Raw genomic sequence first — 16292 nt, forward strand, 5'->3', positions numbered from 1 at the left:
TTATTTTGCCGCTGGTGCGGGCGCAGCGAAATCCACTTGGGGCGCAGCCGATATTTCTTGCTCATTTTCCACGGTAAAGCTGGGTTTGGTTTGAAAACCGAACATCATTGCCGTGAGATTGCTGGGGAAAGAACGCACCACGATATTGTATTCCTGCACCGCCTTGATATACCGATTGCGCGCCACGGTAATGCGATTCTCGGTACCTTCCAGCTGTGCCTGTAAATCGCGGAAATTCGCATCCGACTTTAATTCGGGATAGTTCTCAGTGACGACCAGTAATCGAGAAAGTGCACTCGATAATTCACCTTGTGCGTTCTGGAATTTGGCGAAAGCTTCGGGATTATTAAGCAACTCCGGGCTGGCTTGAATACCGCCGACTCTGGAGCGAGCCGTCGTAACGCCTAACAGCACATCCTTTTCTTGCGCGGCAAACCCCTTAACCGTATTGACCAGATTAGGCACCAAGTCAGCGCGGCGCTTATATTGATTCAAAACTTCCGCCCAGCTGGCTTTAATTTGTTCATCCGTGGCTTGCAATGTATTGTAACCACAGCCGCTTAAAGAAAGCGCATAGAGAATTGCCGTGAGCGATAGAAAAGCGCGCATATCCTGCTCCCATGAAATTGAAATTATCTTATACATGGAGATGAATGTAGCAATTACAATCTTTATCGTTATTTGCTTTTATCAAAACCGGAAAGTAGCAATATCTTACTCATTCTATCGTTTAAATTCATTGGATTGATTCTTCAGTCCCTTCCGTTCCAGAAGCCGGAAAATATATGCGATGTTGTTTGCTGGACTTAACTTGTTAGGTTTTACTGTGTGCCGGAAGAATAAAGCTCGCACAATTAAGTTTCGATCAGGTCAGGTATAAACTACTAGCCCGCTTTATAAGCGGGCCTGGTTTTATTTGGACTCGGGTTGATGCGTGTTAAATGTTGATCAAAAGCCAAGTAAGTTACGAAGGCAATCGAGCACTCCCGAAGAATCGGATCGATGGCAAAAGAAAAAAATACTGGCTATAAACGCAGTGATTGATAGAGCGAGAACGCCCATGGAAAGCATCAAACCTTTCTGATCGTATTTAGCCTTGATTACTTGTGCGATATCGTCATACGAAGGTTCAGATAGCTCGATTTTTTCTTCAGGGATATGCAAAGGTTCATTGCTAACTTCCGGATTTACTTTCGGCTCGGTTTTTTTGACCGTATGCGCAGCGGCCTGAACTTTCTCAACTGCGGGTGGTGTTGATTCTTGCGCGACAGTGCCAGTTGCAGGCGAGTGTGTTTCCTGATTCTTTCTTTCCCGGTTGTTGAGTAAAATAATGTAATGAAATACGTCGGTTATCATACCCATTCGTTGGGTAGCTTCATACACATCCTGAGCATCAACAATGGTTTTATTGCGTTCATACGAAACATTGAGCGATCGATCGCAGAGTGAATTGATGGTCCGTGGCGTTCCCCCGGAACCGAACGCGATCGTGAGCGCTTCCCATCCGGTATCTGAAATGAGCTCAGGTGTTCCTCCTGCCACATGAATACGATGTTTGATGTACTGCAACACCCGATCGACATTCATCTTTCCGAGTGTTTCCAGTGCCGCGATCCGCTGCTTAAAGGGCGCCATCTCGGGGCGGTTGATCTTTTCCATCAACTCTTCCTGACCGAGCAGCAATAGCTGAATGAGTTTGGTTGAGCCTTCCTCAAGATTGTTGAGCAAGCGAATGCCATTGATCACGTCTTCCGTCATCAGATGGGATTCATCCATAATGACTAAGCACTTTTTTCCTTCCGCATTGATTCTTAACAATGCATTCCGGATATCCCGCATGACGAAGGTTTTTTCCGCCGAAGTCGGCTGCACTCCAAGTTCTTGCGCCAGAAATAAGTAAAGATCCGAGCTATTCGCAGGCGGTTCGGCCATCCAGATGAGTTTGATATTTTCGGGAAAATCAGACTTTATCATCTGACTCAATGTTGTTTTCCCGGATCCGATCGGACCGGTGACAACAATCAAGCCACGTCCGCTGAGCAGGGAACCGGATATTTGTTTACGAATCCGGGCATGATCTCCATGATCATAAAAGAACAATGGATCGGGTACATTCTCGAATGGAAGTCGGTTGAGGTTAAAGTGCTGCGAGTACATGTGCATTAATTGGCTCCCCCTTGCGGCAAAAGTTTTACTTCAACTCTGCGGTTCTTGGCTCTACCTTCTTCGGTATTATTGGAAGTTATCGGTTGTGTATCACCGTAACCATTAACCGATATCCGGTCTTTCGGTATGCCGTTTAAAACCAGTATATTGGCAATCGCCTTCGCGCGACGCAAAGATAAATCCATATTGTCACTGCCGGATTTACCTGTCGGTATATTGTCGGTATGGCCTTCGATGAGAATACGGCTGTTTGGAAATGCGGCTATTTCCTGCACGAGATTTTCAATCGCGGAATAAGCAACATCCTGTACCACATCCTGGCCGGAACGGAATGTCTTGCCGCCGAATACTGTCACGGTGCGCGGTTGCGTATCGAGATTGACCGCCTTAATACCGGCTATCTTATCTTCCGCTGTCGCCACTTTATTCTCAAGCTGCGTGATGACTTCTTGCATTTCTGTAGCGAAAGCCTTATCGGCTTCCGGATCAACACCTGATTGAATCAAGGTTTCGGCTGCCGCAGTGGGTGCTGCAACCGGAGGAGCCGGTATAACTGCCAAATCGGATTGGTTATTTAAATATGAATAAGTAGTTGTGTAACTCTGTAAATTCATCGCCTTATACGTAATGAAAGCCGATAAGGCAAAAAATATCACAGACAATCCAATGATAATTGAACGCATAGGGAAGTACTCGTTATATTGATTTTTAATGTGTTGCTGATGCAAGCGAATGTTAACGGATATAAGCTGAAATATTTTAATGTATTGAAAGTTACTTTGCTCAGATGCAGCGGTTTAAACCAGATAGCGTATTGTTTTTACACGTGAATCGTGTTCAGTTAATTAGGGGTGGTACATTACCTCTAATTTCATTGAATTGCACAAATTTTTTATTGCTTGATGTTATGTTTATCGCATAACTCTTTACAAAAGAATGCTATGTTAGCAGATATCAATAGCCGGAAATTTTTTCGGTTTGAATGGATGGACTCGAGAATACCACAGAAACAAACTCATTGTGTGCAATGAACCATTGAAAGGAGATGGATGTGAACCAGAAATCGGGCAGCAGTGTAATCGGTACAGACGAACAGATCATTTCCGGCACCAACGGGTGGTTGATGGTGGTGGTATTGCTACCTGCGATATTGTTCGCGGTTTTTTTAGTGGCCACGCCGGGTGGGCCAGTCAAATTAATGGGTGGCGCGGCGTTACTGGTGATTACGCTGTTCTGCTGCAAAGGATTATTCACGCTCGAACCCAACCAGGCAGCCGTCATGATTTTTTTCGGCAGTTATGCCGGAACGGTTAATCAGAGCGGTTTTTTCTGGGTGAATCCGTTTTATAACCGGACTCGCGTGTCCTTACGGATCAATAACTGGAATACACCGGTTCTGAAGGTCAACGATGAGCGCGGCAGTCCGATTGAGATTGCCGCCGTGATTGCCTGGCGGGTGCAAGATACCGCCCGGGCGGTGTTCGACGTTGAAAGCACATTGAATTACTTGCAAATCCAAAGTGAATCCGCCGTGCGTCAAGTGGCCAGTAGTCACGCCTATGACGCTGCCGAAGGAGGGCAACGCAAGAGCTTGCGTACCGATCTGGATGCCATTGCAGCGCTGTTGCGGGATTCTATACAGCAGCACGTCGAAGTGGCGGGCATTGTGATAGAAGAAGCCAAAATTGCCCATCTGGCTTATGCGCCGGAAATCGCCAATGCCATGCTGCGGCGCCAGCAAGCGGAAGCGGTGGTACAGGCGCGTCAAAAGCTTGTCGATGGGGCGGTCGGTATGGTCGAAGTAGCATTGAAGAATCTGGAAGATAAAAAAATCGTTACGCTGACATCCGATCAACGCGCAGTGCTGGTTACCAACATGATGACCGTATTGTTATCCGAATCGGGCGCGCAGCCGGTGATTCAGATGGCGCAATCGACGCAATAGTGATTCAACTGCCGCAAGTAAAGTCAAGCCTGCAATCCGGGAGCCGTTGCGGTGAGTGCTTTTTTTACTGTGAGAGTTAATGCGATTGATTAAAAGTTCAAATGAGATAAAGAATTAGGTAATGTCGTTCACGTTTGACTTTAATTGGAGATATCGCTATATAGTGAAATGCGGTATCGGCAATACTGATTCAATGCAGTAGCAATGCGAGTTTATCGACACTATAAAGGAGAATAACAGCATGTCAGCGACCACAATCTTTTCAAAAAAATCTCATCGAACCCACAAACTGTTCCTTTGGAGCATGATACTTGTGCCATTTCTGATCTCGGGTTGCAGCATCGGCGACAAAATCGACAAGTTAACCGACAAAGTCAGCGATGTTGCCGGTGATACTGTTGCTACGCTGGATAACGCCATCGATGCCTTGGACCGGAACTCCGCATCGTGGCAAACGGTATTGCAAGATACCACCGCGAAGTTGACGAGCGATGCGCAATCTACGGTGCGCAATGAAGTCTCGGATGTGCTGAATCGCAGCGTAGCGGCTACCGGCGATGAATTGCGTTGCAATATGGATTTTATCGGTACACGCGTGCGCCAGGCCCTAGTGAGAATCCGGGCACGCTTAATGCATCAAGCGATACCGCCGGTTGAACCGGCGCTGTGTCATGTGGTTCCAGCCGCAGTGGATATGGCACTGGATCCAAGCCGCCGCAACAAGCTGGAATTTTTTGGTTACGATTTCGATACCACACCAATCAAAGTAACGCTGCATGACACATCGAGAACACTGGATGTTTCTCCCGAATTGGACCGATTGACGCACTATCACATGACTCTTAACCTCGGCGCCAACGGTGTTCCTTTATCCAAAACCAGCGACCGCCTCACGTTGGAATGGCAGAATCGTCCTATTTCCAGCATCGCCGTCATTCAGCCCGCGACACCGGTATGCCGGGAAAAAACCGAAACCTATGCGCGCGATACCTATTTATCGTTCACACCCCCTCATACCCGAGGTGATAAGGAATTCGGTGGTCATGGCCCGGAAGTTTGGGCTAAAGCAACCTGGAGCGTCCAAGGCACGCGCGTCAACTTACGGCTCTGGATGAAAGCGCAAGAAACACGGAGCGACTGGACTACTGCGGAAGGCGAGCGCAACGATACTTACTATACGGCTCCCCCCGGTTGGCGCATTGACAGTATCGTTAGTAGTTTGGAAAGCTCAGCGCATTACATTGACACCGATCACAACGATGATCGTCAGGGCGGAGGACCAAATGGACCGGTGAAGGAATTCAAATTCCGCGGCGATCGCGATGGTGACGATGCCGGCAGTTATACCGGCGTAGATGTGACTTTCAATCCACTGGTGGTTAAATTGGTCGAAGTGGCTAATTGTGCTCCGGCATCGGCGGTTAAATCGTTGCAAATCAAAGACCAGCTGGCACCTTCCACCATCAAACGTCTGCAACCCATGATGTTGAAGCTGCAACCAGCCAAACCTTAGCTATAGTCGAGCAATCACCGGTTTCGCAACGGTGATTGCTCTGCCATTTCTCTATGAAAACCGGTATTACTCAAATCCTGCCGGAGTCTCAGATCATGCTGCGGTTTTCTCTCTATAGATCGTGATGTGTTTTGGGGATTGTTTTCAGCTGGCCGCCAGTATGCGGTGCAACGGCATGCGTAACACGCGGTGAGGTTTCTCCGCGATGCAAAGCGAAAATTTTGTTTTGCAGCATCTTGTCGGACACGGATACGCGGGCATGCTGGCGCAAATGCGCAACCCAGGATTCGACCGTGAACATCTCGATGAATCGTCCATGATCCTCAACATCCTCGAAAAATCCCCATTGAATGGCGCCATCGCGGCGGCGGGTTATCTCCAATTCCTGCATCAGCACATAAAAAGCAGCGCGATCCGCATCGTCGATACGATACTCCAGCGTCACCAGCACGGGGCCATGATCGTGCGATACAGGAATCACCGGCGCGGGATCGGCCCAATGACCGGACGCCGTATAGTCATGGTGTTCACCCAGATTGAGTTTGAATCGCGCCGTGATTGGGATCAGCAACAGCGCCAAAAATCCTGATGCGGTCAAAGCTTCTGGCAAGCCGATCATTTCCGTCGCCTGACCCCAGCTGAGCGATCCCGCTGCCATCGCACCGAAAACCACCATCTGAAAAATGGCGAGTCCGCGGGCACGAACCCAATCCGGTAGCGCCATTTGCGCGGAAACATTCAACAACAAAACCGCCATGATCCATGACACGCCGCCTGTAAATCCTGCGACCATACCGGTCACCGCATGTCCGCCATAAGCAAACAACATGGAGCTCAGCGCGGTTACCGTTGTTGCTACTATCATGATTGTGTTTGCACTGAAGTGTTTTTTCATGACAGGGAGTAGAAATGCCCCGGATACGGCACCAATGCCCAGTGCAGTCAATAAAATACCGTAAAGGCTGGGGCCGCCTTGCAATGTATCCTTCGCGATCAGTGGCAGTAATGCCCAGTAAGCGGATGCGCACATGAAAAAAGCCAATGCATGAGTCAAGGTGTGACGTAGCGGCTTGCTATGCAGGGCAAAGCGGATACCGGCATGCATGGCACCGGCCAAGCGTTCGCGCGGTAATGCATCGTCTTGGGTGGTACTCGCGCGCCACCATAACAGCGCTGCCGCGACGGCAAGATAGGAAATGGCATCCAGAAAAGCCGTCGCCACGGCACCGGCTGCGGCCAGAATAAAACCACCCAATGCCGGCCCGATGGCGCGGGCGATATTCATGCTGACGCCATTCAATACAATGGCGGAACTCAAGGTATCGCGCGGCACAAGACGCGGTACGATGGCCTGCCATGCGGGCATGGCAAAGGCTGATCCGGTGCCGATGATGAAAGTAAACAGCAGCAGGGTCCAGGCATTAACGCTGCCGCTCCATAACAGTGCGGTAAAAAGCAGTAGCACCGCTGCCAGAAAGATTTGTGTCCATATCAGCAGTTTGCGGCGGTCAAAAAGATCACCCAATGCTCCGGCGGGAAGGGCAAAAAGAAAAACCGGCAAGGTTGTTGCCGCTTGCACCATCGATATCATGAAGGGTGAGGGGGATAATTCGGTCATCACCCAGCCGGAAGTGACGTTGAACATCCACGTGCCGATATTTGAAACCAGCGTCGCAATCCATAGCACCGTGAAAATACAATGCTTGAAGGGAGAAAACGCGGAGCCTGTCATTCCGTTTGCTATCCTCAGTCAGCGAAGCAGCCGCAACCGATTGCCCAGGGATTTTTAGAGTCTGTCACCAGCCGGTGAAGGTGGAGAAATACGTCCGATTGAATGTTTGTCATGGTTTGAGGCTCCGTTTAAGCAGTTAACTACAGTAGCAAAAAGTACCCGCTGACTTAGTTTTAGGTACTATACAGCATTCCTGAACACTCTCATTTTCTTGGTTTTAAGTTGTATTCACCGGATATCCGCAGTAGTGCAACCGCTGTGCGCACGCAATCCGGCATAATCATGAGATACTGAATGTCACAACATCACATCGCACTCAATTATTAACAGGGAATATTTTTATGACTACTTCGTATATATACAAAACCTCAGTACCCGTTTTCAAGCAATTGTTGACCAGCCTAAGCGCCATTTTGACCAAAGCGGAAGCCTACGCCGCCGGGAAAAAATTTGAACCGGCCGTATTGCTGAACGCCCGGCTATATCCCGATATGTTTCCTCTGGTCCGCCAGGTGCAAGTGGCTGCCGATTTCGCCAAAAGTGTATCAGCCCGGTTGGCGGGAGTGGAGGTGCCAGCCTATGAAGATAATGAGCAGACTTTCGCCGATTTACAGGCGCGCATCGCTAAGACGTTAGCGTTTATCGAAAGCCTGACGCCCGCACAGTTCGAGGGCAGCGAAACGCGTGAAATCGTGTTGCGTCCGGGCACGCCGAAAGAGAAAAAGATGATCGGGCACAATTACCTGATCAATTATGGATTGCCGCAATTTTTCTTCCATGTCACTACTGCCTACGCGATTCTGCGGCACAACGGACTGGATGTCGGCAAAGGCGATTTCATGGGCAGCTTTTAAGTGCTGATGCAATACTGGCCGTGCCATTTCTTATCGGCGTTATGAGGGAAGCGAGTTGAAACATTTACTTAATTATGGTGTATCAATCGCAATTTTATTGTCTGTATTCAGCGCTCATGCTCAGCAATTTCCGAAAGGCAAATGGGAGGTCACCATGCAGACAATAATGCCGCACATCATGACGCCGATGCCTATTCATACCGATGTTATTTGCGTCAATGATAAAACCAAGGGAAAACCGCCCATTGCTGTGCATGAGTCCTGTGAATTTTTTGATTATAAAATTATCGATAATGATGCTTCATGGCAAATGAAGTGCAAAGGTAAGCTGAAAATGAATGGCGCGGGAAGAATTATTTTCAGCTCGGATAAATATAAAGGTTCCGCTGTCATTAAAATGAAAATGCCTGAATCGGAACCCATGGAAATAGATCACACATACACGGGCCGACGGATTGGCGATTGTTAAAAAAGCAAAAATTCCCTGTTGCCATTAAGAAACATTCATTTTCAAACCAATCATAATTTCAGTAGCGAATGCCTCGCACCAGTAGCCAATAATACTGAAACACCAGACCGGATTTAATCGCAGATTACGATTGCTTTTAAAACGAGCAGGAAAAAGTGAAATTTTTTGGCAGGGACAATTGATGGAAATTTATATGCCGTAGGATTTCAACGGCATGAATCCTGAATCGGGGCGGTGGCATTCACACTCAGTTCATAACTGCATGTAATTATGAATATTTATTATTGAGTTTAAAAAAGTTACTACGTTTTTTACCACATTTTTTTAATCGCTGCCTGGTTTTTAGGCAGTTAATTTGCTTAATTTCTAGGCAATGGCTATTTTAACCCCCCCCCCTATTTAAATGCGGTTTTTTGCAAACGTAGGCTGAGAGCGGTCTAGACCTTACTAAGCTATAGGGATTTTGACCGCCCCCGGTAGTGTCATGACTGAGGTATACCCCCCGTCCCGATTTCCCGCATAAAAAAATTAGATGCAACAAACGGTCTCGAAACCTGAAAGGATAGACTTTTGAACCGCCCCAGGTCATGCAGTAGGCAGGTAATCACCGCATGATTCGGGTGCAATCAACACACGTTCGCCCACATAGAATGCTTCAAGCATTGGGTGTTGTTGTTTGCAAGTGAATCTGAATACAGGGCGCTTGTCGGTGGCGATCTTTTGCATTTCTATGTGCTTACACCCTTGGCAGCTTGTGCCTTTGTTTGATGATCGGATGAATGGGTGGATGACTTTGTGGGGATTGATGCCATACTTTTGGCAAAGTATCGCCCATGATCTGACCTGTTCGGACTGCGGGATGGTTTGAAGATTGATGATTGCTTCAATGGTTTCTTCTTTGGTGAATGTTGCTTTATTGCAACAGGTTAATAGCAGGGTAACGGCAATCGGATTAATCGGATGCGTTTTCGTGGCGCAATAATTATCTGAAGCCACCCCTTCACCGGGCGCATGATTTTCTTGTTCAAATCCTACCCCCTTATTTTTTAGTAGGGCAGGTAGGGCGAGTAGGGCGGAATCGTCAAGAACGTCTTGGTTATTGGTTTCTAGCTGCCCTACTTTTCCATGATGGCCATCGGAATCAGTAGGGCGCGCCCTACTATTGGGGGTGTTTTCCGATGTTTCAGTATCGTTTTCCGCCCTAATCAGCTCATCCCAATCAATCACTTTCGCTCTCCCAGATTGTTGGAAGGATATGAAAAACACGCTTCCGGCCTTCACCCGGCAAGTTAACTTTAGGCTGAAGATTCTTCCCATCGCCTTTCATAAATCCCCGGTCGATCAGCAATCGCGCAACCGCCTTATAATCAAAGCCCTTGCATATTTCCGCCTTGAATACTTCCGGATAGCAGTAATACTCAAGATTACTTTCATGATTCTTTTCACGGAACCCCGCCTTATTCATCGTGCGCGGTGTGTGGTTATCGTCAACCACAGTGCGTTCAATATCGGTGAACCGTGATTCACCATGCAATTCCAGAAAGTGGCGAACCTGTGCAATCATTGCCCGATCTTCTTTATTGCCTTCACCGCCAAAAGCCTGAAGCCAAGCCTTAAAGCAAGTGATGGCGGATTGCATCGATGCACCCGGCTGCCAGCCGGTAATGCCCCAATCGGTAGCCAGCTCACCCGCAGCACCCGCAAGGGCAAACCTTGCCGCTACCCGTTGCGCCTGTCCACTGGCGGCATTGCTAAGCGTTGCCTTCTCGAACTTTTGCCGGGCATCGAAGAGCGATTCCCGCAACGTTTCCCGGTGTTTCAGTACTTGTTCAATGAAAGTAGGGAAGGCCGTCCCATAGTATTTATTGACGGCCGCATTCAATGCTTTGGCGAATTCGTGCCCGTTCTCGAAGCCGTGCAGATTCTCAAAGCAGCCCAACCCTTGCCCGGCATCGGCCGGAACATCCGCCATGCGCAATTCAGCGCCGCTGGGTGTTTTCTTGCCAGATTCCGCCACATGCTGGGCTAGACTCAACTCACCGGCGGATAAGAACAGCAACCGCCATTTAGCGGTACTGCGTGCGCCGCCGGTCACGTTCGCCCGAACCTTGGCCGCACCGTTCGCCAGCATGTAAGCCGATTCCCCGGCAATCCGGGCATCGATCATTTTCAATTCATCCAAGGTCAGGATTGCATCGCAATGTGAAAGGGCGGTGCTTTCCAGTCCGTTATCCGTTGACCGCCACCGCTGCAAATACTCAGGTGAACCGCACACGCTACCGGCAACGGTTAAAGCGCTAGTCTTGCCGCTGGAAGTAGTGCCCCGGTAATGAAAACCGCCCGATTCCATTTCGATCAGATGCAGCAGCGGCGCGGCAAAGGCAACGGATACCGCAAACGTCAATCGGCTATTGCCTACGCACAAGGCAGCTACATGCTCCCGCCATTGCTTCAGCGTGCCACGTTGCCGGAATAGACTGGAATCAGGCTTGCTATCACTAAATAGCCACTCATCATCGGATTGCCCTATGGAACCATCCGGCATGACAAAAACTAAATCATCACCGATACCATGCCAGCCGGTGCGATTGGTTATCCTTGCCCGTTTCTCAGGGTTTTGCGTTTGCAGGTATTCGATGACCAATTGCCGGGACTTGGGCGCGATGGTCAAGCCTTCGGATAACAAACGGCCTGAAGCTTCCAATCCATCGCCATTGAACGAACGGGCAGGGATCACCAATTGCTTAACCTTGTTATCCGGATCGGCGAAACGAACCAGCGTACCCCATTCCCTTGAATCCGTATCCCTTGCCAATGCCAGCACTTCCAGCCGTGCGCACACCTTGCGGCGGCGTAACCGCCCGTCTTTAGTCGGTTCCAGAAAGTACAGGCCGTCATCGAACAATTCAAATCCCCGTTGCACGGCTTCCGCTTGCGGCTCTTCCGGTTTGCTGACTGGCTTTGATTGCCCGGCGCCGGGATTGGCATCAGGTAGGAATGCATCCTCACGCTTGATGAAATCACCGAACTGGGCAGCATCCCAGCCGCACGCCACCAAATCGGCGGCATCGTCTCCCGGCTGCAATGGTTCACCGGCTGCGCGTTCCAATCGGTCGACATCCAACACCCGTACCGAGCGCGCACCCGCAGCCGTTAACCGCTTCATCAAATCATTGGCGGCTTTCTTACCGGGTAGATCGTAATCCGGGAAGATCACGCAATCACGTCTGGCAAGCGGGCTATAATCCGATTTCTCCACGGCTTGGCTTCCGCCTTGCCAGCACAATACAGGATGATCGGGCAGCAGCTTTTGCAAGGCTTCGGCCGCCTTTTCGCCTTCGGTAAACCAGCAAGCGGCATCAGGGAATTGCAGCAATCCAGGCAAGCCGTACACCGGGCGCAATCCTGGCGGAACCTTAAACCGCCATTCGTACTTATTGCCTTTTTGCCAAAGCGTCAGCGGGCTGAATTGCTTTTTTTCACCCTTGGGCTTGTCATATCTGTAATGATAGAAATTAACGCGGCCATCCGGATCATGATACGGATAACGCTTTGACGGCTTCCCGTGTTTCGGGTGTGCGGCCGGCGGCTTGGGTGCATCATCGGGAACCGGCATAATGCACTGCCAGCCGTCATCATCACCGCCGGGATTCTTAACGCTGCCTGATTCTTTACGGCCGGTTGATGCCTTACCGTTGCCGGATGGTTTGGAATCGCTTCCGGCGCATTTTGGCGGACTGCTTTCTTCCAGTTCGATACCCAGAAAAACCGCCAAGCGGCGGGCGGCCTTTCCTTGGGTTTCGCCTTCCAGATAGGCAACCAGTGCCACCAGGTCAAGCCCCTTCGCATCGCAAGCAAAATCACTCCATGCGCCGGTGTTCAAGTTGATTGAAAACGAACCCGGCGCGCTGTCCGATCTCTTCGGATTCAGCGGCAGGTATTCATGCCCTTGACGCTGGCCATTGGGCAACCAATGCCGCAAAATGGCATCGATGTTATCCAGCCCAGCGGAGGCAATCCGTTTAATGAAGGGAATCGTGGACATTACCATCACCCTCAAGAGTCTCAGAAATTAATTCACAAAGTGCGTTGACTCCTTCATAGATATCTCCCGCCCTGTCGTCTGTTAATTGCATCACATGGAATAAACCGCAAATGCCAATTGAATCCATAGAAAAGCATTCTTCCTGAGAATTCCACTCGGTAGGTAATCCAACCATTTTGCAAACTTCAACATCTTTGCGAAAAAGTATCGTTCTGTCTCTCGCTTTATCAAGATGAATTCGAGCTAATTTTAGGGAAAAGCTTGTCATAAAAAAGAATGCATCAGTCGACCGACAAATATCATGAGTTATTTCTTCGCACGGTGACATTTTTATGACTATTTCCCGAACTTCACGCACCAAAGGAACTACTGATTCAACTACCAAGAAAGCGCCTAACATCTGTTCCCAGCTTAAGCTAAGAGTGCGAGTCAATCCATTAACTTGTTCCATCATTTCACCGCAGTCGATAAAACCAATAACAGAAATGCATTTTGAAATTATCAGGCGGGCACGCTCAAGTTCTTTCAGGCGCTCGATGTTACTGACCGTTGCTGATTCTGATGCGGGGATTTGATTGCTTGTTGTCATGATTTATGCTCCTTTGAACGGTTTCGATAAAACCGCCACCCGTGCGAGACACGGGCGGGCGGATAGATCGGGTTGACAGACCGGGGATAAGACCGGCGAGCCTTTCGGCTCCCCAAAATACCCACCCATAAAAACAAAGGGCAAATAAATAACGGACATAAAAAATGCCGCATAGCGGCAATATCCGCTTATCCAACAGGCTGTCAAACCCGTCCATTGATTTTGCAATGGCACAGTGAGCATAAACCCAGCAAGCGGGCAAAGTCAACAGGAAGTCATTCATCTTGAATGCCTCCCTATTGATCGCCGCTCTAACCACTTGAAAAAATCGTAAGCAAAAACATGCTGCTTCCGCGTATGTCCCGGATGATCTGCAACCCATAATTGCAACAGGTCACGCACTTGACCGGGCGCGGGCGGCGATAACCTGCAACCACACGATGCGGCGATCTCTGCCGATACCAAGGGGATAACTTGATTAATCATGATTACCCCGGCTCAGCGTGAATGAATCACGAACTTCCGCAATCAGATCATCTAGTTTCTGATTCAGAATCGCGGTATGAAAATCTGATGCTGCGGTTTTCATAAATCCAGCGATCAATTCCGGGTGTGCTTTGGCGTAGCCTTCACCGAATTTTGAATCAATGATTCGGATAGACTGATTGAAGTATGTTTCTGCTGTGTCCCGTGCTTGCAGCATCAGGTCAGTAGGGGATAGCTGATTGCTCATGCTTGCACCTCTGCATTCTTGCCGGATGCACCATTGATTTGATCGTGAATCCATTGCTGAATCTCAGACTCACGCCATCGGCTGGCCGCTCCAATCTTTATTGGTTTGGGGAATTTGCCTTCTTTGATTAGCTGATAGATGAAGCTGGATTTGAACCCGGATCGTGATTCGACTTCAGGAAGGGGTAGAAGCCGCTCAGTTGTTGATGTTGCTGGCGATTGCCCGGCATCAGGGTTTAAGTGGTGCTGCGGGGTTGGTGCTGTTTGATTCATTGATTCTCCTTAACATTTGATTTCATATCCATGAATATGGATACATGCCAAAGAGATTAAACTTGTGAAACTTAGAAATAAAACCGGGAAATTTTGATTTTTCCCGGTATTAATCGTAATACTTCACCTTATAAGGTTCTAGTAAGGCATCAAATACACGTACGGCCCCTGGATTTTCCATCTTACGTTTCCACTCAGAATAATAAATAATTGCATCTGTCTTATTAATATTCAGCTCTAAAGCAATTCCTTCAAACAAATGAATATCAATAGGAATTCCTTTCTCTTTTGCGGCCATAACTTCGCTATAGACAATAGGGGAATTTTTACGCTTTTTTCTGGCAGCATTAATATGTTTACCTTTTGGCCATGAACAATTAAAAGCTTCATCTAAGGTTTTTGCTTTTAGTGAATACCAATCATTTGTTGCTGAATGAAATGCAGATACTACCCATTCAGGCATAATTATTTGCTCATTCCCGCAAAACCCTATTGCATGGAAAATAATAGCCTTATTGCCCGCCAAGAATTCTTTCTCTAATTCATCTAAATAAAGCTTCATTAATTCATCAGGAAGACTTACTGACATAACACCCCCTTCAAAAGTGCATCCTTCAGATAGGACACCCCAGGCGGTTGAAGGAAACCGTTTTCATCTGGCCGGACTATGGGGTGATCGGAAATATTCTACAGGGCAATTCAATTTTTCGAATCAAAAAATTTTCTTGAATTCTTGGCAGTTGAAGCATGAAATCTATTGCCCAAATATTAGGCAATCGGCATGAAAAATAGGGGGGTGCTTTTCAAAAAACGGGTAGATTTGCGGGTAAATTTGAATGTTAAAAAATGTAGAATGGCTTAAATAAATGGTTTACAATGATGATATGAATCCATTCTGAGCATCCACAGTGCACCGCGATCACTTTATTGAATCGATGATTTTGTCCAAGTATAAGCGTGTCTTCTTGGCGGCTTGCTCTTCGTTTCGTGTCAATTCTTTCTGTACCAGGTTTGCAAAATTAATCAGGCTTTGTGATGGATAGTTATCCTGTAAGCCACAGTCTTGAAAGAATTCAGCAATCCAGTGAGCATTCAACTCACTGCTTCCCGTTTCTTCAAAATAGGTATCCGCTGCTAGCTTGATGTGGTCTGATAATTTATGCATTGCGTGTGTGCTTGGTCTTTGTGTGGATCCCTTCAGAAACCGAACCAATAAAAGCCGCGATTTCTAAATATTTTAATCAGCAGAATCGGCAGCTTCACGCCGCGCTTGGCGTGCTTTCTTCGTGGGCGGTTCGAGTAGGGTAGCGGTTAAATCATGGAGTGTTAGCAATAGTTGAAGGTGACGCTGTGCCCATACGGGTAGGGGTGCTGAACCGTTCGCCCAATTGCAGACACTGACACGGGAAACCCCTGTACCCGATGCAAAATCACTCTGTTTCCAGCCTAATTTATCCAAACCATTTTTAAAATCTTGCGGTGTCATATCAATTCCTTCGCGCGCGCATGAGAGTTTCAAGGGTAGCAGAACTATGTGTGTAAAGCAACTTTAATCAAAAGTGGGAAATTATATTAATAAAGTAAACTTATTTTAATAAAAAGTGGGTAATCGTTAAAATAGTGAATTTAACATAACGTACGTTATTGGCAATTGAAAAAATAATTTTGCAAAAGTGGGAGACTCAATATTCATGCGGCTTGCGGCGATGTTTCAGGCATTTTTGTACAGTTTCGTATAATTATTTATGCCATCGCATAATTAAATTCTAGTTATTTTTTGCTCATGGTGAAGGGCGGCAACAGGAACATTTCGCGCTGCATTTTCGCAGTTAAACTTGCTGCGGAATCCAGAAATGTAGGGCAAGAATTGCAGCGAAAAAGCGATGAATTACCCTTGGAAGTAGGGCGCGCCCTACTGATTCCGATGGCCATCATGGAAAAGTAGGGCGGCTATAAGCCAATAACAAAGACATT

At 47.9% G+C, this 16292-nt stretch carries 16 protein-coding genes; 4 read left to right on the top strand and 12 right to left on the bottom strand.

Annotated elements, in window-relative coordinates; genetic code table 11:
• From R2083_RS07120 to R2083_RS07130, 3 genes are all read right to left on the bottom strand, one after another.
• A complete protein-coding gene (locus R2083_RS07120) occupies positions 1–609 on the bottom strand; it encodes a LemA family protein (protein WP_317537989.1) in 609 nt (202 codons plus the stop codon).
• 339 nt (positions 610–948) lie between these two features.
• Complete coding sequence (locus tag R2083_RS07125) at positions 949–2163, bottom strand: ExeA family protein (protein ID WP_317537990.1); 1215 nt, start codon at positions 2161–2163, stop codon at positions 949–951.
• The gene (locus R2083_RS07130) at positions 2163–2726 is read right to left on the bottom strand and encodes an OmpA family protein (RefSeq protein ID WP_317537991.1); all 564 of its coding nucleotides are present in this window, start codon (positions 2724–2726) and stop codon (positions 2163–2165) included. The genes R2083_RS07125 and R2083_RS07130 overlap by 1 nt, the downstream gene beginning before the upstream one ends.
• 491 nt (positions 2727–3217) lie before the next feature.
• On the opposite strand from R2083_RS07130, the gene R2083_RS07135 reads away from it, so the two are divergent.
• Positions 3218–4111, top strand: coding sequence for an SPFH domain-containing protein (locus R2083_RS07135; RefSeq protein WP_317537992.1), 894 nt, complete (start codon positions 3218–3220; stop codon positions 4109–4111).
• Between the two features lie 313 nt (positions 4112–4424).
• Positions 4425–5624: a hypothetical protein gene (locus tag R2083_RS07140; RefSeq protein WP_317530716.1), complete on the top strand. Its 1200-nt coding sequence runs from the start codon at positions 4425–4427 to the stop codon at positions 5622–5624.
• Between the two features lie 112 nt (positions 5625–5736).
• Here the strand turns inward: R2083_RS07140 and R2083_RS07145 are convergent, their stop codons facing one another.
• Entirely contained in the window at positions 5737–7356 is a 1620-nt protein-coding gene (locus tag R2083_RS07145; protein WP_317537993.1) for an MFS transporter, read from the bottom strand.
• A gap of 341 nt (positions 7357–7697) precedes the next feature.
• Between R2083_RS07145 and R2083_RS07150 the strand changes: the two genes are divergently transcribed.
• Together R2083_RS07150 and R2083_RS07155 are read left to right on the top strand one after the other, a co-directional pair.
• Positions 7698–8210: a DUF1993 domain-containing protein gene (locus R2083_RS07150; RefSeq protein WP_317537994.1), complete on the top strand. Its 513-nt coding sequence runs from the start codon at positions 7698–7700 to the stop codon at positions 8208–8210.
• A gap of 55 nt (positions 8211–8265) precedes the next feature.
• Positions 8266–8679 (top strand): DUF3617 domain-containing protein, encoded by a 414-nt coding sequence (locus R2083_RS07155; RefSeq protein WP_317537995.1) that lies wholly within the window; start codon positions 8266–8268, stop codon positions 8677–8679.
• Between the two features lie 585 nt (positions 8680–9264).
• Here the strand turns inward: R2083_RS07155 and R2083_RS07160 are convergent.
• The 8 genes from R2083_RS07160 to R2083_RS07195 form a co-directional block, all read right to left on the bottom strand.
• A complete protein-coding gene (locus R2083_RS07160) occupies positions 9265–9906 on the bottom strand; it encodes a hypothetical protein (RefSeq protein WP_317537996.1) in 642 nt (213 codons plus the stop codon).
• Positions 9899–12724 (bottom strand): DUF927 domain-containing protein, encoded by a 2826-nt coding sequence (locus R2083_RS07165; protein WP_317537997.1) that lies wholly within the window; start codon positions 12722–12724, stop codon positions 9899–9901. Before R2083_RS07165 ends, R2083_RS07160 begins: the two co-directional genes overlap by 8 nt.
• Positions 12702–13313 carry a hypothetical protein gene (locus R2083_RS07170; RefSeq protein ID WP_317537998.1) on the bottom strand — a complete coding sequence of 204 codons (612 nt, stop codon included), beginning with the start codon at positions 13311–13313 and terminating at the stop codon, positions 12702–12704. The genes R2083_RS07165 and R2083_RS07170 overlap by 23 nt, the downstream gene beginning before the upstream one ends.
• A 478-nt stretch (positions 13314–13791) precedes the next feature.
• Positions 13792–14046 carry a hypothetical protein gene (locus R2083_RS07175; protein ID WP_317537999.1) on the bottom strand — a complete coding sequence of 85 codons (255 nt, stop codon included), beginning with the start codon at positions 14044–14046 and terminating at the stop codon, positions 13792–13794.
• The gene (locus R2083_RS07180; RefSeq protein ID WP_317538000.1) at positions 14043–14318 is read right to left on the bottom strand and encodes an AlpA family transcriptional regulator; all 276 of its coding nucleotides are present in this window, start codon (positions 14316–14318) and stop codon (positions 14043–14045) included. The genes R2083_RS07175 and R2083_RS07180 overlap by 4 nt, the downstream gene beginning before the upstream one ends.
• A gap of 109 nt (positions 14319–14427) precedes the next feature.
• The gene (locus R2083_RS07185) at positions 14428–14907 is read right to left on the bottom strand and encodes a hypothetical protein (protein WP_317538001.1); all 480 of its coding nucleotides are present in this window, start codon (positions 14905–14907) and stop codon (positions 14428–14430) included.
• Between the two features lie 330 nt (positions 14908–15237).
• On the bottom strand, positions 15238–15483 hold the full coding sequence (locus R2083_RS07190; RefSeq protein ID WP_317538002.1) for a hypothetical protein: 246 nt from the start codon (positions 15481–15483) through the stop codon (positions 15238–15240).
• 72 nt (positions 15484–15555) lie between these two features.
• Positions 15556–15804: a hypothetical protein gene (locus R2083_RS07195; RefSeq protein ID WP_317538003.1), complete on the bottom strand. Its 249-nt coding sequence runs from the start codon at positions 15802–15804 to the stop codon at positions 15556–15558.
• Between the last annotated feature and the right edge of the window lie 488 nt (positions 15805–16292).

The organism is Nitrosomonas sp. Is35, from assembly GCF_033063295.1.
GTDB lineage: Bacteria > Pseudomonadota > Gammaproteobacteria > Burkholderiales > Nitrosomonadaceae > Nitrosomonas.

Excerpts from the sequence above, each read along its gene's own strand:
- R2083_RS07120 (WP_317537989.1), bottom strand. The coding sequence starts at position 609 with ATGCGCGCTTTTCTATCGCTCACGGCAATTCTCTATGCGCTTTCTTTA.
- R2083_RS07125 (WP_317537990.1), bottom strand. The coding sequence starts at position 2,163 with ATGCACATGTACTCGCAGCACTTTAACCTCAACCGACTTCCATTCGAG.
- R2083_RS07145 (WP_317537993.1), bottom strand. The coding sequence starts at position 7,356 with ATGACAGGCTCCGCGTTTTCTCCCTTCAAGCATTGTATTTTCACGGTG.
- R2083_RS07150 (WP_317537994.1), top strand. The coding sequence starts at position 7,698 with ATGACTACTTCGTATATATACAAAACCTCAGTACCCGTTTTCAAGCAA.
- R2083_RS07165 (WP_317537997.1), bottom strand. The coding sequence starts at position 12,724 with ATGTCCACGATTCCCTTCATTAAACGGATTGCCTCCGCTGGGCTGGAT.
- R2083_RS07170 (WP_317537998.1), bottom strand. The coding sequence starts at position 13,313 with ATGACAACAAGCAATCAAATCCCCGCATCAGAATCAGCAACGGTCAGT.
- R2083_RS07175 (WP_317537999.1), bottom strand. The coding sequence starts at position 14,046 with ATGAGCAATCAGCTATCCCCTACTGACCTGATGCTGCAAGCACGGGAC.
- R2083_RS07180 (WP_317538000.1), bottom strand. The coding sequence starts at position 14,318 with ATGAATCAAACAGCACCAACCCCGCAGCACCACTTAAACCCTGATGCC.
- R2083_RS07185 (WP_317538001.1), bottom strand. The coding sequence starts at position 14,907 with ATGTCAGTAAGTCTTCCTGATGAATTAATGAAGCTTTATTTAGATGAA.
- R2083_RS07190 (WP_317538002.1), bottom strand. The coding sequence starts at position 15,483 with ATGCATAAATTATCAGACCACATCAAGCTAGCAGCGGATACCTATTTT.
- R2083_RS07195 (WP_317538003.1), bottom strand. The coding sequence starts at position 15,804 with ATGACACCGCAAGATTTTAAAAATGGTTTGGATAAATTAGGCTGGAAA.